This is a genomic window from Streptococcus mitis (assembly GCF_003942865.1).
GTDB lineage: Bacteria > Bacillota > Bacilli > Lactobacillales > Streptococcaceae > Streptococcus > Streptococcus mitis_BI.
Genome location: NZ_RJNZ01000015.1, coordinates 24,782 through 48,895 on the forward strand (window position 1 = coordinate 24,782; position 24,114 = coordinate 48,895).

Annotated in this window: 21 protein-coding genes and 2 pseudogenes; 4 read left to right on the forward strand and 19 right to left on the reverse strand. The window is 35.5% G+C overall.

Features of this window, described 5'->3' with window-relative positions; genetic code table 11:
• Positions 1–85: 85 nt before the first annotated feature.
• The 6 genes from D8845_RS09245 to D8845_RS09270 are packed head-to-tail and all read right to left on the reverse strand — an operon-like array spanning position 86 to position 4,463.
• Positions 86–745 (reverse strand): PoNe immunity protein domain-containing protein, encoded by a 660-nt coding sequence (locus D8845_RS09245; protein WP_125453230.1) that lies wholly within the window; start codon positions 743–745, stop codon positions 86–88.
• A 15-nt stretch (positions 746–760) separates the two neighbouring features.
• Positions 761–2,677, reverse strand: a complete 1,917-nt coding sequence (locus D8845_RS09250; protein ID WP_260467960.1) for a pre-toxin TG domain-containing protein — start codon at positions 2,675–2,677, stop codon at positions 761–763.
• On the reverse strand, positions 2,674–3,069 hold the full coding sequence (locus tag D8845_RS09255; protein WP_125453231.1) for a hypothetical protein: 396 nt from the start codon (positions 3,067–3,069) through the stop codon (positions 2,674–2,676). The genes D8845_RS09250 and D8845_RS09255 overlap by 4 nt, the downstream gene beginning before the upstream one ends.
• On the reverse strand, positions 3,056–3,754 hold the full coding sequence (locus D8845_RS09260) for a DUF5081 family protein (RefSeq protein ID WP_125453232.1): 699 nt from the start codon (positions 3,752–3,754) through the stop codon (positions 3,056–3,058). Before D8845_RS09260 ends, D8845_RS09255 begins: the two co-directional genes overlap by 14 nt.
• A gap of 2 nt (positions 3,755–3,756) precedes the next feature.
• Positions 3,757–4,056: a WXG100 family type VII secretion target gene (locus tag D8845_RS09265; RefSeq protein WP_125453233.1), complete on the reverse strand. Its 300-nt coding sequence runs from the start codon at positions 4,054–4,056 to the stop codon at positions 3,757–3,759.
• Positions 4,057–4,061: 5 nt separating this feature from the next.
• A complete protein-coding gene (locus D8845_RS09270) occupies positions 4,062–4,463 on the reverse strand; it encodes a hypothetical protein (protein WP_125453234.1) in 402 nt (133 codons plus the stop codon).
• 470 nt (positions 4,464–4,933) lie between these two features.
• Here D8845_RS09270 and D8845_RS10515 point away from each other — a divergent pair.
• Positions 4,934–5,286: pseudogene (locus D8845_RS10515) on the forward strand (tyrosine-type recombinase/integrase); the annotation flags it as partial.
• Positions 5,287–5,797: 511 nt separating this feature from the next.
• On the opposite strand, the gene D8845_RS09280 reads toward D8845_RS10515, so the two are convergent.
• From D8845_RS09280 to D8845_RS09320, 8 genes are all read right to left on the reverse strand, one after another.
• The gene (locus D8845_RS09280; protein ID WP_125453236.1) at positions 5,798–7,231 is read right to left on the reverse strand and encodes an ATP-binding protein; all 1,434 of its coding nucleotides are present in this window, start codon (positions 7,229–7,231) and stop codon (positions 5,798–5,800) included.
• 67 nt (positions 7,232–7,298) lie between these two features.
• Positions 7,299–8,921 (reverse strand): ATP-binding protein, encoded by a 1,623-nt coding sequence (locus D8845_RS09285; protein ID WP_125453237.1) that lies wholly within the window; start codon positions 8,919–8,921, stop codon positions 7,299–7,301.
• Positions 8,908–10,272, reverse strand: a complete 1,365-nt coding sequence (locus tag D8845_RS09290) for an SIR2 family protein (RefSeq protein ID WP_125453238.1) — start codon at positions 10,270–10,272, stop codon at positions 8,908–8,910. Before D8845_RS09290 ends, D8845_RS09285 begins: the two co-directional genes overlap by 14 nt.
• Before the next feature lie 4 nt (positions 10,273–10,276).
• Positions 10,277–14,965 carry a DEAD/DEAH box helicase gene (locus D8845_RS09295; RefSeq protein ID WP_125453239.1) on the reverse strand — a complete coding sequence of 1,563 codons (4,689 nt, stop codon included), beginning with the start codon at positions 14,963–14,965 and terminating at the stop codon, positions 10,277–10,279.
• 362 nt (positions 14,966–15,327) lie between these two features.
• On the reverse strand, positions 15,328–15,522 hold the full coding sequence (locus tag D8845_RS09300) for a hypothetical protein (protein WP_000469564.1): 195 nt from the start codon (positions 15,520–15,522) through the stop codon (positions 15,328–15,330).
• Positions 15,503–15,835, reverse strand: a complete 333-nt coding sequence (locus D8845_RS09305; protein WP_049531919.1) for a hypothetical protein — start codon at positions 15,833–15,835, stop codon at positions 15,503–15,505. The genes D8845_RS09300 and D8845_RS09305 overlap by 20 nt, the downstream gene beginning before the upstream one ends.
• Positions 15,836–16,194: 359 nt before the next feature.
• Positions 16,195–17,034, reverse strand: coding sequence for a phage replisome organizer N-terminal domain-containing protein (locus D8845_RS09315; RefSeq protein WP_049531917.1), 840 nt, complete (start codon positions 17,032–17,034; stop codon positions 16,195–16,197).
• A gap of 8 nt (positions 17,035–17,042) precedes the next feature.
• Positions 17,043–17,324 (reverse strand): hypothetical protein, encoded by a 282-nt coding sequence (locus tag D8845_RS09320; RefSeq protein WP_000005472.1) that lies wholly within the window; start codon positions 17,322–17,324, stop codon positions 17,043–17,045.
• Between the two features lie 148 nt (positions 17,325–17,472).
• On the opposite strand from D8845_RS09320, the gene D8845_RS09325 reads away from it, so the two are divergent.
• Positions 17,473–17,991: a helix-turn-helix domain-containing protein gene (locus D8845_RS09325; RefSeq protein ID WP_125453240.1), complete on the forward strand. Its 519-nt coding sequence runs from the start codon at positions 17,473–17,475 to the stop codon at positions 17,989–17,991.
• 51 nt (positions 17,992–18,042) lie between these two features.
• Positions 18,043–19,197, forward strand: a complete 1,155-nt coding sequence (locus D8845_RS09330) for a site-specific integrase (RefSeq protein ID WP_125453241.1) — start codon at positions 18,043–18,045, stop codon at positions 19,195–19,197.
• Between the two features lie 286 nt (positions 19,198–19,483).
• On the opposite strand, the gene rpsI is transcribed toward D8845_RS09330, so the two are convergent.
• From rpsI to D8845_RS09355, 5 genes and pseudogenes are all read right to left on the reverse strand, one after another.
• On the reverse strand, positions 19,484–19,876 hold the full coding sequence (gene rpsI, locus D8845_RS09335) for a 30S ribosomal protein S9 (protein WP_000075964.1): 393 nt from the start codon (positions 19,874–19,876) through the stop codon (positions 19,484–19,486).
• Positions 19,877–19,894: 18 nt separating this feature from the next.
• Positions 19,895–20,341 carry a 50S ribosomal protein L13 gene (rplM, locus tag D8845_RS09340; RefSeq protein ID WP_001044624.1) on the reverse strand — a complete coding sequence of 149 codons (447 nt, stop codon included), beginning with the start codon at positions 20,339–20,341 and terminating at the stop codon, positions 19,895–19,897.
• Positions 20,342–20,556: 215 nt separating this feature from the next.
• Positions 20,557–21,756, reverse strand: coding sequence for an ABC transporter permease (locus tag D8845_RS09345; protein ID WP_125453242.1), 1,200 nt, complete (start codon positions 21,754–21,756; stop codon positions 20,557–20,559).
• Positions 21,753–22,646 (reverse strand): ABC transporter ATP-binding protein, encoded by an 894-nt coding sequence (locus D8845_RS09350; protein ID WP_125453243.1) that lies wholly within the window; start codon positions 22,644–22,646, stop codon positions 21,753–21,755. The genes D8845_RS09345 and D8845_RS09350 overlap by 4 nt, the downstream gene beginning before the upstream one ends.
• Before the next feature lie 163 nt (positions 22,647–22,809).
• Positions 22,810–23,006, reverse strand: a pseudogene (locus D8845_RS09355) (hypothetical protein).
• A gap of 307 nt (positions 23,007–23,313) precedes the next feature.
• Here D8845_RS09355 and D8845_RS09360 point away from each other — a divergent pair.
• A partial coding sequence (locus D8845_RS09360) for an ISL3 family transposase (protein ID WP_125453244.1) occupies positions 23,314–24,114 on the forward strand: 801 nt, incomplete at its 3' end.

Consider the following 24,114-nt stretch of genomic DNA (forward strand, 5'->3'; position numbering starts at 1 on the left):
GTAGGATTAGAAGAAAGACCATTTAGAAAATCATCTCTAAACTTGGTATCTTGTTCGATAAAAACTGGGTGGAAACCCAGTTTTTTTAGTTTTCTTGGACTAGAAGGTCATATGGAAAGTACTCTAGGTCTTTCAAGCGTTCGTCGTAGATTCCTTTGATTTTGCAAGTTGCGGCGGTGTCAAAACTCCAGTAGCCCACATAAGTATCTTTGGTATGGTTATTATACCATGGGGCATCTGAGTGGCTATAGTACCAGAAGCCCTGCGCCTTGGCTACACTCTCATAAGTATCCTCAATCATATTTTGATACTCTAAAATCGAATGGAAAGGAACTATCTTGTCATGGAATAGATAGACCATGTAGTATTCAATCAAGCCATCTGTGTGGTCCATCTGCTCATAAATAGTCTTCAAATCATCCAAAAACTCTTCCTTACGCTCACTATAAAGAACTCCTAAGGCAAATATATCAACCGCCAAGTCAAAAGGAACTCCTTCCGAAGCGACCTCTTTTAAGTTGGAGAGCATCCCTTGGTAATATGGAAAGAGCTCCTGAACATCCTTCCCTAGAGAGTAGCCAACTCTTAATAAATCTTCATAATTAATAACTCTAAATCGGAAATGATTCGAAAGATTTTCTGGTTTTACCTTATCAAAACGTTCCAACTTCTTGCGCAAACTTTCAGAATACCATTCAAATGCTTCTTGGAAGTACTCTTTTGTTTGAATTTTATCTCTTAACATATATTCACTCCTTTTCTATGGGCGGATAATATTCGCCTTCTTATCTAGATTATTTATCATAATGTCGCCATTCTTCCTAACCTTCACTAACTGATAACCAACATCTCCAGAGTCCATTGCAGTCACAATTTCTTCAAAATTTCTACCTCCGACTGCATCTTTCAATCTGCGTTCTACCCACGGATGACTCATCTGCTTGATTTTCGGATTCTTCAAGTAACTTAAGCGAGCACTGCCATACTTAGCTTCTGCGATGATATAGGGTGGGTGCCCATTAGGATTGTGGTAGACCCCATCAATTCCCAGATGGGTGGCTCCGTCGATTTCTGTAGTCATATCCAGACTGATGCGCTCATAACCCAGCTGACGATAGATCTCGTCCGTAGTCATCTCGCCGTAGTTTCCTTTGCGCATATTGCTGATAAGCTCAATAGTTCCGTCATCAACCTCCGATATAATCCCTCTTTGCTTAAGGATCTCAATCTTGCTGTGGACATCGGTATGTAGGAAGACATCCCCTTCTTTCATCGCCTTCATCCACTCTTCCTTGGTTGTATAGAAAGCATTACGAGCTCTGAGTTTATCCAGTCGGGCGTTTTCTACATTCTTCGCTTTAGAAACCAGATTGTCCAAGCTCTTTCCTAGACCTGTATCTCCCAGACTCTTGCTCGTTTTTTCAAACATCATCATTTGACTACCAGTTGAAGCTTCTTGTACGACCCTTACAGTCGGTACTTCCAAAGTAAACTGCTTGGCTCGCTCCAGTCCTTCTTGGGTAGCTTTGCTTAGGTTTAAAACTTTTTCATCCACTGAATTTTTTAGCTGATGGGTGATTTGTTTACGGTAAGTAGATAGGGAGTGATAAACATTATCCCCCAAGCCCTTGGCATTCTTCAAGACAGCTTTGAAACTATCCAGGTTCTTAGCTCCTTGTTCCAAGCCTTCTTTCAAAGTCGTTTGGAGACTATTCTTAACAGCAGTAAGCCCTGCTGTCTTTCCTGTCTTGGCTAAAGTCCCTAGGTATTTCCCTGCTGGGATCAAGTCAAACAAGGCAAAGGTTCCTCTCAGTGTTCTCTCGGATGTGTCCAACTCTCGTCCAGTGCCCCAGTCCTTACCAGTCGCTGCCGAGTACATGTCAGCACTAGCCAAGGCCACTCCTGCTACGGCTCCTGCTGGGGGACAGAAAATAGTCAAGACAACAAGGCCAACTCCCAGAGCTATATCTCGCCACATCTCTATCTTAGATTTCTCGTCATCAATCGATACATACTCGAAAGCTCGGGTTTGGTGCATGGCTTGGACATATTCTGTCTCCGTCAGCTTGTGATCCTGATAGTCCTTGCTTTTCTTGAACTCCTCGTAGCTTTTCTGTAGAGCCGTCCTGTAAGGACTATCAACCTTGTAGAGTTCGTCAATCCCAATCTCCGTTGGGACAACTTCCTTGGTACCGACGGGATGGCCATAGGGATCTGTCATAGATTCAATTCGCTTATAACCAACCTTGTTAGTCGTTTTATACTGTTGAATGTTAAGGGCTTCGAGCTTGGCTCCCACCTTGTCCATAGCCTCATAGAAGGGATGGTCGATTTTATCCTTGATGTAGGTGGGAACATTCCCCGCATACCGCTCCAAGGTGGAGAGCTTGGATTGCAGAGTTTGTGCCGTGCTTGTGTCATCATGATAGCTATAGGACACAGCACCGTCCGTATCCTTTTCTGCTATCAAGCGCTGAACCTTCTCAGAAATCTTGACCAGCTCTTCTACTCGTTTGGCAAATCCGGTTGAAGCTGTTCCAATACCATAGGCTCCTGCTTGAGCATTGGTGTAATTCCCATAGCCACTGCTAGAGATTGTGGAATTTTCAGTGAGGCCCGTAATGGCTTGTTTCATCGTCTTCCAGGTCGATGAATGAAGTTCTACATCTTTGGTCATTGGTCACCTCGCGGAATCATTCCCAGAGTTTCTAAGTTTTGTACCAGAGTAGGGTTAGAAGAAAGACCATTTAGAAAATCATCTCGCAACTGAGCATCTTGTTGGAGCCACTGTCCCATCATACTTAAAATCTCACTATTGGCTCGCCGATATAGGTCGCCAACTTCATTCACTTTGTTGAGCATTTTAGAATAGTGATCCATTGCCTTGGAAGCTTCTCCACCCTCATAATATTTTGTTTCAGAAAGGCTCTTCAATTTTGGAGCCAAATTATTTTGAAATGAAACCTCAACTGTGGTGATGTAACGCATGATTGCCTGTAATTCATCAGGATTCATGACGATTTCGTTAGATCCACCACCATCCATTGTAGTAGCTTCAATTAGAACCATTTTCAAAATCCTCCTCTCTAAACGGAATAGAAAGCCAACTATACAATCTCTCAAGGAAATAGTATTGACTAAAACGATATAACTCCTCTTGATTCACATCAAATCCCAGCAATTCTCCCCCTTCTTCAACAAAGAGATAAGAAGCTGTCAATAATGCTGCGTGTCTAGTCTCGCACATTTGTTCCAAAGGATAATACTGTACCATCAGAACTCGATCAGATGCTAAAGCTGTTTCGATATCAGAAGTGAGTTGTCTTCTTTTAGTTAGAAAATCTACCTCATCTTCCAGAGGAATCCTTGTCACAAGCGAGAGCTTATCTTGAAGCAATAATAAGCGACTCACAGGACTAATCTTGGCAAGTTGATATCCCTGACCAGTATCAATGATAAGAATAGAGAAGGCGCTGTCACGGCAGTGCATGAAATAGAAATTATTCAGAATGATCAAGGTTGTTCCTAAGCAATACTCCCGTAGAGTTTCAACTATGGTGAAACCTGATTTTGTCAAAGAACCATCCTCATTAACTAGGCCTTTTTTCTCAAGAGCTTCCTTAGCTATCGTCCACACTAGTTCAGAAGCAGTTACAATATCGTCTAGTGTTGGCAAACCAGGTATTAGTTCCCCGTCAAAGGAACCGATCAGATAATGGAGTTCGTGAATGGAAAAAGTTTCTTTATTTGACATACTTACAACCCTTTAATTGATGCAACTTCCGATGAACTATTATAGCTATCAATGGAGTTTTTCAAACTTGTTACTGCTTTTTCATGTTCGTCCATAATAGATCTCAAATCTTTATGGTATTTATGGATGATGTCTAGATAGGACTCAAAAGCCACCTTTGTTTTCCCAGACCACTTGGCTGACTGGAGATAACTTTTTAATTGAGTGACAGTTTGGTAGGAACTGGTCAATTCCTGATTAATTTCTTTTGAAAGCTGAATAGCTGTCTCTAGATCTTTATATTTTATTTTTAAATCTGCCATTGAACTTACCTCCTTCTACGGTTTCTTTGCCTACGTTCTTCAGCTTGACGTCTCGCCTCGGCCTCCCTCTCCCGGCGTTCTTGCTCAGCTAAACGCTCATAGTATTTGTATCGTTCATAGGCTGCATCAACAGCACTCGATAAGCTTTTTGCATCTCTAGACTGATTGGTTCGTACAGTATCAACTTTTCCTTTTACTCGATCTTCGCTATCACTAAAAACATCCTCTGGAATAAAACTTAAACTCATTGAAGGTCGAGAACTGTTATAGCTATCGACTTTTCCTTCCATTGTTTTTAATTTAGAATTAAAGCTTTTTAATTGACTGTTCAAGTCATTGTACAATGCTCTATATTGTTCCCTTTTCTTTTCTGTGTCTGTTCCAAACCACGCATCCCATAACGACATACTGAGTAACCCCCTTCTAAAACTTTTCTGTATTAAAACAAGCGAAAGAATACCACGAATTCATTAAATAAGAAGGGATAGTATGACCCCTCGAATAAAGTCGGGTAACACTTTAAAAATATTCTTATTTTATTTTATCATATTTTCAAGCTATTTAAAATCAAATGAAAAAGGAAAATATCCTTTGTAAAAAATCTGCTAAACATAAATCCTTGAAATCGGAAGCTATCTGTTCTAGCTACTATTCTTAATGATTTAAAGAATTTAAAGAATTTCAATAATGATATAGATAGCTATTTCAAAAAAAACGATTTCCTCAAACAAATCTATAAATTATGGAAATCACATGTCTAACCAAAACAACAGTGCAACAATCATAACACTGCTCAATAAACTCGGATTACCTGACCACGTTTTCCATCTATTTCACCATACTCATGCTTCATTAACACCCCACTCAGATACTAATGAAAAAACAACAAAAATATGAACTAGCAAAGTTTGGCATCATCAGTAATCCAGAACAATTTGTTTTTACATATATCAACACAAAAGGAAACATCAACAAGCCTGTACATGCTGACTATCTAAACAATAAAATGAAAAGCATCAGAAAGCGACATAAAGAGCCGGCACTTGCTACACCTCATAAATTATGACATACAGGAGCAACATTAGCAAAACAGGCTGGTGTTTCACTAGAGACTATTTCATAAGCTTTAACTCATAGTGATAAACAGATAACAAAAGCCTATGTGAACACAACTGATACAGTTAAAAAACTGTTGGTGAGATTGCTTTTAGAAATCTAAAAAATGACTAAGGGAAATTTCAGGGAAACTCTTGATTTTTAGACAAAAAAAGACATCCAAGAGAAAATTCTTGAATGTCTGTAAACGTTGATATAATCGTATTGATTAACGTTTTGAGAATTGTGATGCTTTACGAGCTTTCTTAAGACCTGGTTTTTTCTACATCATGATATTTATGGTAAATTATCACTAAAATCAAGTAATTTCAAGAGATAAATCTTCAATCTTTACATATATAACCCTTTTAAAAATCAAGAGGTTATCAAAGGGTTATCACTTTTTTAGTTTTCGGAGCTTATGTAGTTGAGAAACAACGATTTATTTTTCTTCGTTTTTCTTCGTTTTTCTTCGTTTCGTTACTTGTTGTGAAATGATGTATAATAAAAATCACATTCCCATACAAACAATTGAATTGCAAAATTATAAAGCGAATGAACTTCATGAATTTAAAAGTAAGATTACTTTATAAATTCACTAATTAGTAACTATGTTTTCTTCGTTTTTCTTCGTTTTTCTTCGTTTTTATTTCATTTCTAATTTATAGTATTGACTGCGATCTTTCGTACTTGTCCCATACCATGTTAAAATACCTTTTGCTCTCAACGTTTTCAATAATTTCGACGAGTAAGAAACACTCCTACCTAAGAATTCTGCTACTTTTTTAGTTGTCATAGGTTCTGCTGTATTGTACATATACTGTATCAATAGTTTTTCATCAACACTTAAATCACTATAATCTCTAAGTTTACTTTCCAAAGAATCACGTGTTCTCAATGTTCTACTTGTAATACTGTTTTCTAATGTTAAAACTACTTTGTTACCTGGTTCAGAGTAACACGGTTCATGGAGAAAAGCAGATTCCATTTCAGAATAGATTCGTTTTACTCCCTCATTCATTTCTCGGACCCATCCAAATTCAGTTAAGGTACGAGCTATACGCGGATTTCTAGAAAAACGTTCATGTCTTATATTCTCAACAGTTACAATATTCGGTAGTTTTCCTGGGCTATGAATCTCTAGACGATTATCAAACATCAATACCCTGATATGATCTCCGTATACTGAATAATTCCTGTGGGTTACTGCATTTACAATTCCTTCAAACCAAGCAAATTCAGGATATTCTGGAAGTATCTGAAATCTACCATCACTATCTAAATACTGAAACTCTCGTAGCTGGGTTCGAATAAAATCTCTAACTTTAACAATTAATTTAGGCAATGCATCATCAAATGTTACTTCCTTAATAACATTAAATTCACTTCCTGTACCTACATCTACCCCATCAAATCGTTGAAAACGAACACGTGCTTGAGGAAAAAATGCTGAAGGATACTTACCAAAGATAAGAATAGCTGCCTTTGTTAATTTACCATTGATAAGAAACCGTCTTGCCTTTAATATCTCCTCAGTTGAACGTTCTGAAATATCAAAATGCTCCTTAAAATCGTTAACCAACAGTTCATCAATATCATCTAATGTGGCATCTTCAATGATCTCATCTTCAAAGAAACGCTGTCCCTTATCGTAACTAAGTTGTATACGTTGCTCATAACTCAACTTGACTGATTCGTCTCCCTGTCGTAGATAAACTTCATCATTTGGAGCAGCAATCACTCGGTTCGATGATAATTCAACTGAGATAACCAAAATCAGGTCGTCTTCTCCCTTATGATTGATCACAGGTATTTCCTCAAAAGATAAATCCAACGGTGTATCCCGCATCTCTCGGTCTATCTTTTTGAAATCATCAATCGGATAGGCTTTCCCATCCTTAAAACCAGTGATAATATTGTCCTGCTTTTCATCTTCAATCCCGATAATCAACTGACCTCCGTCAGCATTAGCAAAGGCAATCAGATGCTTTAACAATTCCGATGGTTTTTTCCTAGCTGATTTCCTATCCAAATATTGATTTTCTGGCGAAAATTGCCAGTAATTAAAATCATATTTCATTTATTTTCTCCTAATTTTTGGTTAAATAATGATGATTATTCTGTATTACTTACTGAATCTGTTTTTCTTAAGATAATAGGCTAGGTGTTTCATTATGATGAGGGCGATTACACTTTTCAACTTGTATATATAAATTTTTAAGCAAATTAATACTAGACAGGACTGCTTCACCAGTATTTAATTTTTTAATTTGATTAATTTGATTCTCCATCAGATGATTTTGAATAGCTTTTATTTCATCTGGTGAAGTTAGCCTATGAACTAATAAAGTGCCGACTTGCCCTAACAATATTTTATCAACATCATTTGGATTCTGAGTTGTCAAAAACAGAAATATACCTTTCTTCCTACCCTCGCGAGCAATACTATTTAATCCTGTGTAAAATGTAAATCCATCATTATTAATACCTTTTGTATATCTATGAACTTCATCAATAAACATAACAAATGGTTTTATTGATGCCGAACTTAAATTTACTAAATGATTTGAAACGAGGTCAATAATCATCCCACCAATGCCATCAGTTGTTCCAATTTGAGAAACATCTATATACAATGATTTTTTTGTTTCTCCTGCTGAAAATGAATCAATAATATCAATAAGACTTTGACCATCAGAAGTGAAAAAATTTACAAGCGATGTGTTATTCAACTTATAATTTACCTTTTGAATAAGGTACTGATTCACATTGAAGTTGAATAAATCCGACTCAAATTCTCCCTTTTTATTTTGTTTAGTTGTTTCACCAGCTATTTGTGCAGATAAAAATTGTATATGAAAATTCTTATCTTCTTCCGTCAGACTTGAAAGCTCTGCTTCTACAGCACTAACAGATTTTCCTATTTTATCATATATTCCATCAATATTCTTCTTATATTGGTATCGTAAAGAACGTATAGCTTCGGCCAATACTGCTGGTTGTGTTCCATCATTTGTCTCAAATAGAATTGACCATTGATTAATTGACATTTGTGATAAAGGTAAGAAAGCAGTTTGTCCAAGTATGTATTTATCTACTTCATCATCTGTAAATGAGTCTGAATACTCTCCTGTTGGATCTATTATTAAAGTCCTTATACCATCATTGATTAGTTTATCCAAAATGCTCAAAGCTGATGTTGATTTGCCACTATTAGTAGTTCCAACAGTCATTAAATGTCTATTAAACAAAGTTTTAGGTTGCAATTTTATGGGGTAATTCTGTGAGCTGAACGCTAACTTAGCAAATGTTGATAGTTGATTTTCGCTATCTGGATTGACTTCTACTGATTTTATAAAATGTTCTACAACTTTTTCATTAGCCATATATACCTTATCAGTGATACCAACCGTATTTGTCCCATTCAGTTTAAAATACTTTTCACCTAGTGGTATATACCCAAGAATATCTATACTGATTTCAGGAAATATTTTCTCTTGTAACCCACTAGTTAACATTTCGTGAACACTATCTGAATTTGGAAGCTTAGACTGAAATATTTCTCCAAAGAATAAGCCATTATTTGAATCAATCAAAACATAGTAATTAATCGTATTAGGCGAAAGTATATCTTTATTCAACTTCCTATATGAGAATAAAGACAAGTTCTCAATTTGAATTGTTGAGTATGAACGATTTACCTGAGAAATCATTCCAAGATAGTAATTACTTTTATCAGCTACACTATAAAAACTGTCAATTGTCATCATTTAAGTACCTTCCACTCAAATAATCATTTAAATCGCTATTCATAGTTGTTTTTAGAAATGAAATTGAATAACCTTGATCCATTAATTTAATAAGATCTTTCCAATTTTGATTGAAATTAGGGTCTCCATTATTAACCTCTATATATTGTTTAGATACTTTATCCCACACTCTATTAGGGGAAATATTAAAATCTGTGACTAATAGCTTTAGGCTCGTATTATTTTTTAAAGCCTGAGTAATCATTTTTGAGATATGTACATCTGCAAAGCTAAATCCTACCGAAATAAGCAGAGTATTGGGCCGCTTCATAAGATCTTGAAATTTTGTGAATAACTCAAAATAGGGTTCTTGATAGCTTTGTGCAAACTTATCTGAACTAGGAAAAACCATAACCATTTTATTAGTGTCAGTGATACTATCTTTATCTTTTCGATAGATTTTATCACCATTTTTTTCCCACGTGAGTGAACCGTGAATTTTCACAAGGTTAAATGTCTTCTGTTTAAATTCGACTTCTCTGGTATTGATGTTCTGAACCTCTTTTACAAGATTCCACTCAAACATATCACTCTCAAATGTTGGTTCTGCGGTGAAATTGAAACCATCGAAAACAACAAAATTGTGTTTAGCAGCTGCCTGCTCTATTAAAACGTCATAATTTGTTGTAATGACTGAAAATTTATTTCCATCTTTTCCCGATAATCTAGATAAAGTATTTAAAAATTCTCCATGTTTTAAATCATTTTCATTATATGAATAATTTGTATTCTCCTTAATCAATAATAAAATCTTCTCAATAGTTTTATTTAATTTTTCTTTTTTATTATTAGGTACATACGGGCGATAATGTAAGAGTGTAGACAAAAAATCTTCCAGATTAAAACTCTTATCTAATTTTATTTGGTCTGTTGTACCCGTTCCTTCTTTAGATAATATATCGCCTTTGCTATATTTACATTTCTTCGATAGTTCTTGCAATGTATAAAATTCATCATTTTCATTTAATTTCTCAAATATGTCATCAGCTATCATTTTTACTGTTTTTCCATAATTAAGGTTGAGATCAGGTGTAACTGAAGCACCTGCGCCAACTAAGCAAACAATATTAGAATATTTTTCACCATAAATTGTTTTTTGGATTTTTTCATTGATTAGCCGCTTAAAGTCGCTCTCTTTGAATTTTTCTTGTGAATCATCTTTTAATTCATTATTTTCAAGGATACCATTAGAATCATAAAAATTCATACCTATATCAGTTTGCTCTACAGCATAATTTTTAGAATGCGACAAATAATGATATTCTATAACACTCTCTTTTGTTTTATCTTTATCAAATAAGAAGAAATCCATGTTCTTAGTCCTCCACCTCAAATTTAGGTAAACTATTAATTAAATCAACTGTTTGTACAGATACATTGATAATTCTCAATAGCAAATTGAAGATATACTTTTCATCATCACTATAATCATTTGGATCATCTGTAATTCCAGATTTTCTATCAGTTTTAACTTGATACTGATCTATTATCCATTCAATAGCTGATCGTCCATTCACAACATACTTATATGCCTTTTCAGGAATATTACTAATGGTGATGTCACTGTTAAATATGATTACCGATAAATCATTCACCGATTTACCATTTTCATCACGCTTTTTAGCGAATCTCATCTTGGTTACTTTGTAATTTGGATTAACGAATGGTGTAATCTCCACATCTTCATAAACAGGAACTTCTTCATAGTTGAGATGTAATTCCATCAATTTCTGACCAACTTCAACATACTTTTCTTTATTCTTAACAATAGGAATTCGAGCTAAGTCTTTCTTCAAATCATTAGCATACTTTTCCTGGTATTCCCTAGAATTTAGTAATCCATATACATAAGCAAATGTTTCATCAAGACTTAATCCTAACTTATCAGCAAACGTTTGATTCATATTATCATTGCTTTGGAAAAGTAAAGTCTCATCTACTTCATTATCGAATCTCATTAAGCCTTTACCATTACCCAGAGTCTGCTTGTCAAGAATTATATTACTTACTAATACAGAGAATGGCTTTTGAGTACCTCCTCCTGTAATATAAATTGCTAAATTAGATTCTCCCCATTTTGAGTAGAATTTTCCAGGATTTTCAACAATATTTCTATCATACATTAACCATTTTTTAGTAAAAGGTCTATATAATTCTTGGGTGATTCTAGTTGGATTAAATTCTAGGAACTCTCCATTCGAATATAGTCGCAGTAATTTTCTTGACCAATTAGTTTCCATAGGATTAAAGTTCATTGGTTTGTTATTCTTACCCCTATTGATTTTCACTTCCTCGTTATATTTATCAATAAGTTTTTTTGAATTTGACAAGATTTTTTCTTTAGAAAAACCAATTACCCAAGTATCTCTATCGCTATTTACACCAATTGTACTGAGAATAAATGGAGAATTGTTTTGACCAGATATTGGTGCGTATTTCAGATAATTAGAATCGCGCCTATTTATCCAATCATTATTTTCATCCGGTATAATTTTTTGCCAATTCAATTGTGAAATATCCTCAAAGTCTGAAATAAGGGCTAGTTTCTCTTTTTGAGTCAAATAATCACCAATATCATGGTAATGAAGTTCATGACTACTAGAATTGTTCTTAACAAGTATGGACACCGCAACTGTAGTTCTAGTACCACCACCAAAGACATTGCCACCCTCTTTTTTACGAATATCACCTTGTCCTAGCGCATTTCCTCTCAAATTAAAAATGTAAAGATGATTAAATTCATCATAAAGACTTGCTCTTAGTCCATCAGCACTTTGAGAGTCAATAAAACTTCCGTTTGTAACAAATGCAACTACACCATCTTGTTCTAGTCGATTAGTCGCCCATCTTAATGCTTTCACATAGGTGTCATACATCCCACCTACCATACCTGCTTTACTTCTTTCCACATAAGAAGATAGAATCGTCTGTTCCAGTTTTGGATAGCTTATGTTTTGATTATCATCATTTCCATCTTTTTGTCCAAATGAATAAGGTGGATTACCAATGATGGCAGTAATTGGTTTTTCTTGCTGGCGTTTTAAACGTTTGTCATTAGTGCCAAAGAAGGTGTCATCAAGCGTATCTTCTATTTCTGTTGATTCAAAGGTATCTGTTAAGACAATTCCCTCAAAAGGTGCATACGGTTCATCACCATTGATTTCATCAAATACAGCTTCAATATTAATGGCAGCAATGTAATAGCTTAAAAGAACAATCTCATTCGCATGCAATTCTTGTGTATATTTTCTTAGAATATCATCAAAGGTAATTTCACCACTATCCATCAATGACTTCAAGTAATGCAATGTTCTAGTGATAAATGTTCCAGTTCCAGTAAATGGATCCAAAATATGAACATTTTCACTCGCTAAAGTCTTACCAAAATGCTTTCTCAAAACTACATCGACCGATTTGACAATAAAATCTACAACTTCTACAGGAGTAAAGACAATACCTAATCTTTCTGTGGTTGATTTAAAGCCAGTAGAAAAGAATTTATCATACAGAGTAATAATGATTTTCTGCTTAGCTTGAGCGTTATCAATTCCCTCTGCACGTAGACGAACTGAATCATAAAATGGTTGCAATTCTTTCTGCTCTTTTTCAAAACCAAATTGTGATAGTTCCTCTACAATTTGTTCCATGGTAGAACTTACTGGATTGTTCTTAACAAAACTGTATTCTCCAAAGAGAGCATCAAAAATTGGTAAAGTAATTAAGTGTTGCGCCAACATCTCAATCGCTTGACTTTGGTCAATTGATTCATTGATATTGTGTTGTAAGCTATGAAGGAATTTATCAAAAGCAGATTTACTATCAGGATTTTGTTCTAAGATGAACTCAATTCCTTGAATGTGACGTCTAGCAATATCAGCTACATCTTTTGACCAGTCTTCTAAGTAACGCCTGTCCCCCACTTTTTGAACAATCTTACCATAAATTGCACCCTCGACAGTTTCCCATTCAAGTTCAAGTTCTGTTTGATAAGCAACTATTGGCTCTTTCACATAACTATCATTGAAATTAGGATCGTCTGGTGCACCACCAACCCCAATAACTTGGATATTTTTGGGTTTTTGTTTGTTTAATTCCAATTTATTAACTGTAGCTTCAAAACGTTCATCTACTGAACGTAGTGCGTTTAACACCTGCCAAATAACATCGTATGTTTTATTGTTATCGAGAATTGTTTCTGGTGTCTCACCTGCTGGAACTACAATTGGTAGGATAATGTAGCCATATTCTTTTCCTTCAAATTTACGGATGATTCGTCCGACAGCCTGAACAATATCTACCTGTGATTTTCGAGGAGACAGGAAGATAATAGCATCAAGATTAGGAACATCAATTCCTTCTGTTAGGAAGCGAACATTTGACAAAATACGAGCTGAATCTTCAGGAATATCATCACTAGCTAACCAATCTAATGCTTCATTTTTTTCAAGGGCGTTCATACTGCCATCTACGTGACGAACATTTACGGAGTAGCCTTCATCACTATTAAGGTATTCATTAACAACATTTTCAAACTGAGTTGATAGCCTTTTACTATCTTCAATAGTCCGAGAAAAGGCTATAGCTCTTCGCATTGGTTCGCCAGAAACTTTATCTGCAAAACTTTCTCGTTTAATCATTCCATTCCAAACACCAATGATACGCCCCACATCATCAATATTCAGACCATTCTCTGAATCAGCAAGAGCTTTTTGCATATCTTTCTGAACCACTGTTTCGTCAACAGCCAAAACCATTAATTTATAATCAGTTAGGATATCTTGACTAATAGCATCTCCAAAACCTAAACGATAGAATACACTACCATATAGATTTTCATCATCCATACTAGAAATAACGCTTGAATTTTCTTCTGCTTTTTTCTTAGCCTCAATTCCATATAATTTTGGTGTTGCTGTTTGATAAAGACGTTTTATCCCCTTAACATTTAGATCACTATGTACCTTCGTAAACGATGATGCTTCATCTCCAAAAGCTTTTGCACCAGTGGTACGGTGTGCCTCATCTGCGATAATTAAATCAAACTCTGGAAAACCCTCTTTTTGTGCTTCACCAAGAACATCTATTGACTGATAAGTTCCAAAAACCACTAACAGTTCTTTTTTGGGTCTTGTCATTAATTCTAAGTAGTTTTCAACAACTTTTTTTGACGAGGTTGTTGCTGGATAACCAATATCACTAGCTTTAATTGTTAGATTGGACTCATCTTGCTTGACACTGCCACGACTAGCATTTCTATCACTAGTAACTGCCATAGAAGACATTGTCATTTCTGTATCATTGTTCCACCCTCTCAAGGTTTGCGTAAGTAGTTGAATACTAGGTACTAGATAAAGAATAGTATATTGTTCCTTAGAGGCATCTCTTGCCATTGCTTCAGCAATTTTTAAACTCGTAAAAGTCTTACCCGTTCCAGGCGCCATTATAAGTTGTCCACGATCATTTTCTGTAAAATGATTCAATGCAGACTGAATTGCACTTTCTTGATAATATCTTAACTTCTTTTTAGCTTTTACAGCTACTACTTCTGGTGATTCAAAAGAAAATTTTGACCAATCAATCTGAGAATTTCTTAAATCTGAAAGCCCAATACGAATAACATCGCTACGATCTGCTAAAGCTTTTTCAGCATTCTTGCCCCATTTATCTGTTGAAGCAACAATAATACCTGATTCGTAATAATCTTTTCCAAGTTCCCCTAAAAAAGAATCAATATTAGATTTTTGAATACTATGATTATAGAATTTTGCCTGAATCGCTACTAATTCACCAGTAAATTTTTCAGCAACTAAGTCTACTCCAAGATCAACTTTAGGTATTCCAAATTCCTCTGGAACATCTGCTAGCATCCATACATTCTTAAACTCATTCTGGTATGTTGGTTCATTTTGAAAATAGGCACGAGCCAAATATTCAAAATATGTCCCTCGATCTCTCTGTGTTTCAGCAAGTTCATTAATCTGATGTACTAAATTATCAAAAGTCATTTTATTCCCTTCTTTTCAAAATTAAAATTTAGATATAATTCATTTATTTGAACAGAACATATTACAGTTACTATCGTATGTTTATTATACCACTTTCTTTTCCTATCTCGTATAATTCCATCAGGGGTTTGGGGATTCCCCAAAATTCTAATCACCTCAAAAGTACATACACTATGTGTATACAAATTTTGGGGGTGATTTTGGGAGTGTGTGTATACAGACTCTGAGCTCGCAAAGTCATAATATGAGAAATTTCTCCCCTTCGATAAAATAATCCAAAAAATCAATTTGACTGTCATTTGTGTGTACAAATATTTTAAGAAGATATATAAAAAACGCTGCGAATTTTTAACAGCGTTTCCTTATTTTAAAATTCTCATATGTCTTTCTTTTTTATGGTTAGCATCGTAGTATTCCAGCATCGCATGATACAAACGAGCCTTCGTTTTATCTTGTTGTTTAATCCCATGAAGAAATAATTCTGCTCGCTTTAATTTCAATATGTATTCGCATATCTGATCAAAATCCTTATCCATATTACTTTTGAAAATAAACATCTTTTTCCTCCATCACATCAACTATTTTTTGCATCAAAATAGACATATCCATTTTGTTTTCATAGCTTATTCTCCCAACTACAGTTGCAAGACGGGCTATAGAATTGATATTCTTTCCTACCTGTTCCAACTCTTCTGTCAAAGGAACTAACGCTTCAAAAGAGACTTTGTGAATGTTCAAATCTGTTCGGATTAATTTTTTTCTAGCAAACTCAGAAAAATTATGAATATTTTCCTTCCTCATACAATCATTTAATTTTTTATTTTCTTCTTCTGTCAAAAATACCTGTTTCAACACCGATTTTATTCTCATAATCTTATCACCTCGTTTTCTTATTTAGTCGTTTCACAAGTTCTTTCACTTGTTTGCTTGTCTTCTTTTCATATCCTATCATCAGCTCAACACAGCAGTGAAATATCCTTACATTATCGAAATCTTCACTTTGTTCCGCTATTCTTTCTAACTGACGTAAGTTATTGATAATTCTTCTAACTTGAAATATAAAGTCATGATAAGATTCAAAATCAAATTGAAGATAAATAGGCGAACTCTTAAACAACATTTTCCTAGCATAAGAGGAAAAATTTAGATGGTTTGTCATTTCAATCAAGTTATTCACTATTTCATTCTGCTCTTCAGTGATATAACATTTCTTTAGAACAGTCCTATATCTACTCATTTATCATATACTTCTTTCGGGCATTTTCATGGGCAATAGCTTTGCACTCCAGCATACGTTCCTGCTTTAAATTCTCCATAGACTTAAATAAATACGCTAACGGAGAAGTCGCATCCTCAGGAATCCGTTCAATCATGCTAATAACTTCATCACTAGTTACATATCCACTAGCTAAATACTCTCCTATCTTCATCTTCTGAGCATGTGTTAAAGTGTAATTGTTAGGATACAAAAATCTATCATTGTACTTATAAGAAATGGATTCTAACAAAGAATAATATTTAGGCAGAATATAAGTTTCAGGCTTTCTAGAACTATTATCCAGTATATTCTCAATCTCTTTCTTATTCTTACTCTTGTTCTTAATCTCTTGCGTTACATTCTCATTTTCATCCGTTACTGTAACGTTACAGTCTAAAACAAGTTGTGGCTCGCCTGTAATTAGTGCTTTCTGTTTTTGTCTATGACGAGCAACACGTTCCCTAGTTTGTTTCCTAATCTTTTCTAGGCCATCTATATTCTGATGTTTCTCCCATTTTGGAATGGTAATAGCGCCATCTATGATTTCTATCATGCCAAATTCTTCAAACATGCTAAGAGCTAATTTTACAGATGTCGCTTTTCGTCTAAACACTGTTGAAAGCATCTCTTCTGTGTAATATACCTTGTTTCCTAGACTCAGTATGCCACTATTATTTTGCTTTCCTGCAAGTACCAGAATTTTGAACCATATTACAATAAGAGTATCTCCTTCTGGCATTGATTCTATTAGCTGAATTTTTTCATCATCAAATATATCTGTTGTTATCTTGATCCACTGAACACCATTCATACTAGTACCTATCTTTCATATTGCTTCAACCATCGTGTTACTGCTCTTTTATCGTATAAAGTCACTCCATCAATCACCATGGTTGGCATTCCTTCTTTCGTCCATTTTTGGATTGTTGTCGTAGATACATCTAACCACCTAGACAAACCTGACATACGAACCATGGGTTTATAAAGTTCTTTATCTTCAAATACTCTTGCTACAGCATTTGAAATCATCTCATCATAGTGAGCACGTAATTGCTTCTCTAATTCTTTAGGAAGCTGGACAACTAAAGTAGTTTCCGACATAAATTAACACCTCATTTCTAAATTAAATAAGCTCCGAAACCATTTAATTTGTTATTCATTTTGAATTATATATCCTTTTTGAATTTTTGTCAAGCTTTTTTTATTCAAAAAGAATAAAATGTGTTATAATGATAAAAAGGAGGTTCTTATGACGAATCATATTACTAAACTGATAGAAAATAGCGGAAAAAAATTGACAGAAATTAGCGAAGCTACAAATATAGCCTATCCTACACTTTCTGGATACAATCAAGGAATCCGCAAACCTAAAAAAGATAATGCTGAAAAATTGGCAAAATACTTTAATGTTTCCGTCGCTTACATTATGGGACTTGATAGCAACCCACACGCTCCATCAAATCTTAAAATTGTTACAGATAGTTTCAAAACATCTAAAATTGGTTCTGTGACACCTTTTAAAAGCGATATGGAGAAGTTAAAGAAAAGTATCGAATTTGGCGAAAGGGCATTAACACTACCACTTGATGATAGTTTTTCAGATGAATTTCGTCATATATTCTCAGAATACCTAGCTGAGAAAAACAAACGTTTTATGTCTGAATTTATAGACTATATGAATCACCTAAATAAAGATTCTAAAGTTTGGCAGAGCTGGATTAAAACAGACGAATACGCTATTCGCCAAGAAGATAGAAAAAATAGATAGACACTCATTTCTCAATTACATAAGCTCCGAAAACTTAGATACGGAGAAAAAATGTCTATACACAAATACAAAACAAAAAAAGGAATCCTTTACTATGTCAGCTTTTACATTGGCTTAGATGCTTATGGAAAGAAAAAAAGGCACTTAAAGAGAGGATTCAAAACCAAAAAAGAGGCAAAATTGTACGAGGCTCGTTTAGAAGCTGGTGTCGTCGCCCCCACAGTAAATACCGACAAACCTAACCCCAAAGTCACTTATAAAGAACTTTATCAAGAATGGTTTAAGGCTTATGTTGGTACCGTTGAAGAAACAACTTCTTCCCAAACAAAGAATATCTATCGAATACATATTCTACCAATATTTAGCGATAAATTTATTGATCAAATCAGTCCTTTAGACTGTCAAAATTTTATTACACAAAAATCTCAGACTTTCAAAAATATCAAACAGATAAAATCCTATACCTCAAAAATTTTTGATTTTGCAATCAATATGAACTACATTGATCGAAATCCAATGAAGAATGTTATCATGCCTAAAATCAAAAAAACTAGATCAGATAATTTTTGGTCTCTGGAGGAATTACATCATTTCCTTGATATAGTGAAAGAAACTGAGCCATTTAAACATTTTGCTCTTTTTAGACTTCTTGCATTTAGTGGACTTCGAAAAGGGGAGTTATACGCTTTAAAATGGGCTGATATTGACTTTGATAGCAAACTATTGAACATAGACAAAAGTCTAGGAAGAATTGACGGTAAAGCAATTGAAAAGGGCACAAAGAATGAATCTTCAGTTCGCACAATCTATCTTGATGATGAGACAATCGATATTATTAAGCAATGGAAAAATTTCTATCTGAAAGAACAATCTCAGTTGCCTCTTACAAAACTAAATATCAGTAACGAATATATGTTCTCTTACATATCAAGCAATGACAAAATTGAACCTTTGCATGCTGATTACATTAATAACGTACTGAATCGAATTATTAAAAAGCATAAATTAAAACCAATTAGCCCACATGGGTTTAGACATACACATGCAACACTTATGTCTGAAATTGGAATCGATCCTTCTAATACATCAAAACGTCTCGGTCATGCAAGCAGTCAGATGACATTAGATGTCTATACTCACACCACAAAAACTGGTGAGAAAAACTCTATTGACAAATTTGCAGATTATCTCAATAAAGCAAAATAGAATTATGATTTTTAAAATTTTGAAGAGGTTATCAGAAGGTTATCACAAAGCTATTCTAGCTCAAAAATCGACAAAAAAGCACTTTGCAAAATCTTTGCAAAGTGCTTTGAAACGTTGATATAATCGTATTGATTAACGTTTTGAGGCAACTGACCTCGTCAGGTTGCAGCCACATTTGTAAGCGACTAAAGTCGCAACAACTGTGTCAATTGCACCAATTTATCAAGAAAGTACAAAAAAGAACACCCCGAAAGGTGCTCTTTGTAAGTATAGTAATTCTTTCGAATTAACGTTTACTAAATTGTGATGCTTTACGAGCTTTCTTAAGACCTGGTTTCTTACGTTCAACTTTACGTGAGTCACGTGTAAGAAGTCCTGCGCGTTTCAATGAATCGCGGAAGTCTGGGTCTACTTGAAGAAGGGCACGAGCGATACCGTGACGGATAGCTCCTGATTGACCAGCGTATCCACCACCTACAACGTTAACGAAAACGTCGTATGAACCTGCAGTTGAAGTAACTGCGAATGGTTGGTTGATTACAAGACGAAGGTCAGCGTGTGGGATGTACTCTTCAACATCTTTTTTGTTAACAGTGATTTTACCAGTTCCTGGAACAAGGCGAACGCGTGCAACAGCGTTTTTACGACGTCCAGTACCTGCATATTGTGCTTGTGACATACTTTATTGTTCCTTTCCTTAGATAAGTCCTGAAATATCAAGAACTTCTGGTTGTTGTGCAGCGTGAGTGTGCTCAGCTCCAACAAATACTTTCAACTTCATACCTTGAGCGCGTCCAAGAGTATTGTGTGGAAGCATACCTTTAACTGATTTCTCGATCAAACGTACTGCATTTTTAGAACGAAGTTCACCTGCAGAGATTTGTTTCAATCCACCTGGGTGGTTTGAGTGAGTGTAGTAGATTTTATCAGTTGCTTTTTTACCAGTCAATTTAACTTTTTCAGCATTGATAACAATCACAAAGTCACCTGTATCAGTGTGTGGTGTAAATGTTGGTTTGTTTTTTCCGCGAAGTACGCTAGCAACTACTGCAGAAAGACGTCCAAGTGGTACATCAGTTGCGTCAACTACGTACCATTTACGTTCAACTTGGCCTGGTTTAGCCATAAATGTTGTTTTGTTCATGATTTCTCCTATATATAGTTCGATTTTTGTTTACGGTGATGGGTGTTCCTTCCCATCGAAAAGTATTTGGAAGGTTCCGGGGCCTTTCAAATGGGGTAAACAATACCGCCTACTATAATACCAAATTTCACCCCTAAAAGTCAATAGATATGAAAAATATTTTTCTGAATTCCACTCTTTTTATCTCTAAAAAACCTCGCTTTCGCGAGGCTCTTCTATTTATAAGATAAGGCACGTTTAAAGGTTTTCCAAGGACCTAAATCATCTGTTTGCAGAACGAGACTAGCATACATACGCCCGATAAAGATTGTTGCTGTTACTGCAAAAGCAATCGTAATAGCAAGCGAAATCCATGCTTCTAACCCATTTGCATAACCATTAATAGCTCTAAACGGCATGAAGAAAGTCGAAATAAAGGGAATATATGAACCAATCTTCAAGATGAGATTGTCACCAGCTGCACCTAGAGCTGTAACTCCAAAAAAACCACCTATAATCAAAATCATCAAAGGCGACAAGGCTTTTCCTGAGTCCTCAGGACGAGAAACCATAGAACCTAGGAAGGCTGCTAAAACAACGTACATAAAGAGGCTAACCAAGACAAACAATAAGGTGTTGAGCGAGAAAGCCTCTCCTATATGGTTTAAAATACCAGATTGTGCCAAGATTGGTAGGTCTTTAAAGAGAAGAATGGCAGCAAGTCCACCCACGACGTAAATGCCAATATGGGTCAAAATCACAAGAAGCAGAGCCAGCATGCGAGCGTAGAAATAATGACTAGCTCGGATACTAGAGAAGACCACCTCCATAATTTTGGTTCCTTTCTCGCTAGCCACTTCCTGGGCAGTGACACTAGCATAGGTAATCAAAATCATATAAAGGAAGAAACCAAGCCCTGCGGCCGCAATGGTTTGAACAATTTTTTTGTTTTCCTTAGATTCATCAATCTTCTCAGTAAAATCAACGGTTTGACTCAGGCGTTTTTCCTGTTCTTGAGACAAATTAGCCGCCGAGCGATTGAGTTGGTATTGCAGTTCGTTGAGCTTATTGGTTACTGCTAGCTTGATGCCTGTTTCAAGAGAAGTTTCACCATGATAGACGGCCTTGAGGACGCTGTCCTCTTGGTCAATGGTTAGGTAACCCTTGATTTTCTCATCTTTGATAGCAGCTTGGGCACTGGCTTCATCCTTATAATCAAAGTTGATACCATTGGTACTCTTGAGCCCTTCTTCCACAGATGGCACAGTTGTTACTACTGCTATCTTACTATTCTTGGCCATAGAAGACCCTTGGAGATAGCCAATTCCTACAGATAAGGCTAAAAAGAGGAACGGCGAAATCACCATAAAGAAGAAACTCCACGATTTGACATGTCGAAGATAGGTTTCCTTGATTACAACCCACATATTTCTCATACTTCCACCCCTGATTCTAGTTTAAAGATTTCATCGATTGTTGGCGCTTGTTGGTCAAAGGTTGCGATATATTGCCCCTGAGTCAAGATTGGGAAGAGTTCTCTTCCAGCACTCTCATCATCTAGGATTAATTTCCAACTGCCTTGCTTGGTCAAACTCACCTGCTTGACATGAGGAAGGTTTTCCAATTCTTCCTTACTTCGTTCACTTGACACAAAGAGACGCGTTTTCCCGTATTGATTGCGGACATCCTGAACCGGTCCATGCAAGACCACACGACCATCTCGAATCATGAGAATATCGTCACAAAGTTCCTCAACATTGGTCATGACATGGTCAGAAAAGATAATGGTTGCTCCGCGCTCTTTTTCCTGAAAAATGACTTGCTTGAGCAATTCTGTATTGACTGGGTCCAAGCCACTGAAAGGCTCATCCAAGATAATCAAGTCTGGTTCATGAATCAGAGTAATAATGAGCTGAATCTTCTGCTGATTTCCTTTTGACAGACTCTTAATTTTATCTGTCAGCTTCCCTTTCACTTCCAACCTCTTCATCCATTGAGGGAGTTTTTCCTTGATCTCCTTGGCATCCATACCTTTTAGAGTCGCCAAATAACGAACTTGTTCAAGGACTGTCAATTTAGGCATAAGACTGCGTTCTTCAGGCAGATAGCCAATCCGAGCGTAGGTTTCCTGACGAATATCCTGATTATCAAGACTAATTTCTCCTTGATATTCTAAAAACTTCAAAATACTGTGGAAAATTGTTGTTTTTCCAGCACCATTTTTTCCGACTAGTCCCAAAATACGACCTGGTCGCGCTTGAAAGTCAATACCAAACAAAACTTGCTTGGGTCCAAAACTTTTCTCTAGACTTCTTACTTCTAGCATCTTTCACCTCCGAAATGTCTTGCACTCATTATACTCCTTTTTGATAGCCTTTACAATGATTTCTGTCTATTTTTATCATCCTCATTTTAGTAAAAAATCTTAGGGTACTTTGAGTTATGAGTACATTATACAGTGCTAAATTCTAATTTATCTCTTCTGTTCCTCAACTGTCTATTTTTGATCCTGAATTGTCATAGAGTAACACCTTATCCAAAAGCTGTTCGATCATTTCTAGATTGAGAGATTAAAAAAACTTAGTTCAAACTTGCCAATTCTAATTTTAAGTAGAATATCATTTCTATTTTTAGAATCAAAACGACGATATTGTGGAGCCTCTACCAGAACAATAGGTTGTAACATTAAGATAGCCTCTACTCTTTTTACTTTACTAATAGTACACAGGAGGAGCTCCCTGAATAATATAGTATATTGAAATAAGATATGAACAAATCGATTAAGAAAAGCAAATTAATTTCTAGAAATATTTTAGCAGCAACGGTGTACTATTATAGATTCATTCTACTATAGATACCTTATTATAACGGCTCTATAATATTTGTAGTGGGTAAATCCCCTATGGATATTATGGAGCCTATTTTGTTGTAGAAAAAAAGTCCCATAAGATCTATAATGAAAAGCGACAAAACAACTCATTAGAAAGAATCAAATGGAACAATTACATTTTATCATAAAACTACTCGATATCAAAGACCCAAATATCCAAATTATAGATATCATCAATAGGGATACCCACAAAGAAATCATTGCTAAACTGGATTATGAGGCTCCACCTTGTCCTGATTGCAGAAGTCTAATGAAGAAATATGACTTTCAAAAACCGTCTAAGATCCCTTACCTCGAAACAACTGGTATGGCTACTAGAATTCTCCTTAGAAAGCGTCGATTCAAGTGCTATCATTGCTCGAAAATGATGGTCGCCGAAACCTCTCTCGTCAAGAAGAATCATCAAATCCCTCGTATTATCAACCAAAAAATTGCGCAAAAATTGATTGAAAAGTCTTCTATGACCGATATTGCTCATCAGCTGGCTATTTCAACTTCAACTGTCATTCGCAAGCTCAATGACTTCCGTTTTAAGTCTGATTTTTCTTACCTCCCTGAGATTATGTCCTGGGACGAATACGCCTTTACAAAGGGAAAGATGAGCTTTATTGAGCAAGATTTTGACAATCTAAATATCATCACTGTTCTTGAGGGAAGAACACAAGCTATTATTCGAAATCACTTTCTTAAATATGATAGAGTCGTTCGTTGTCAGGTGAAAATCATTACTATGGATATGTTTAGCCCTTATTATGACTTGGCTAAACAGCTTTTTCCTAATGCAAAAATTGTACTTGATCACTTTCACATTGTACAACATCTTAGCCGCGCTATGAGTCGTGTGCATGTTCAAATCATGAATCAATTTGAACGAAAATCCCATGAGTACAAGGCTATTAAACGT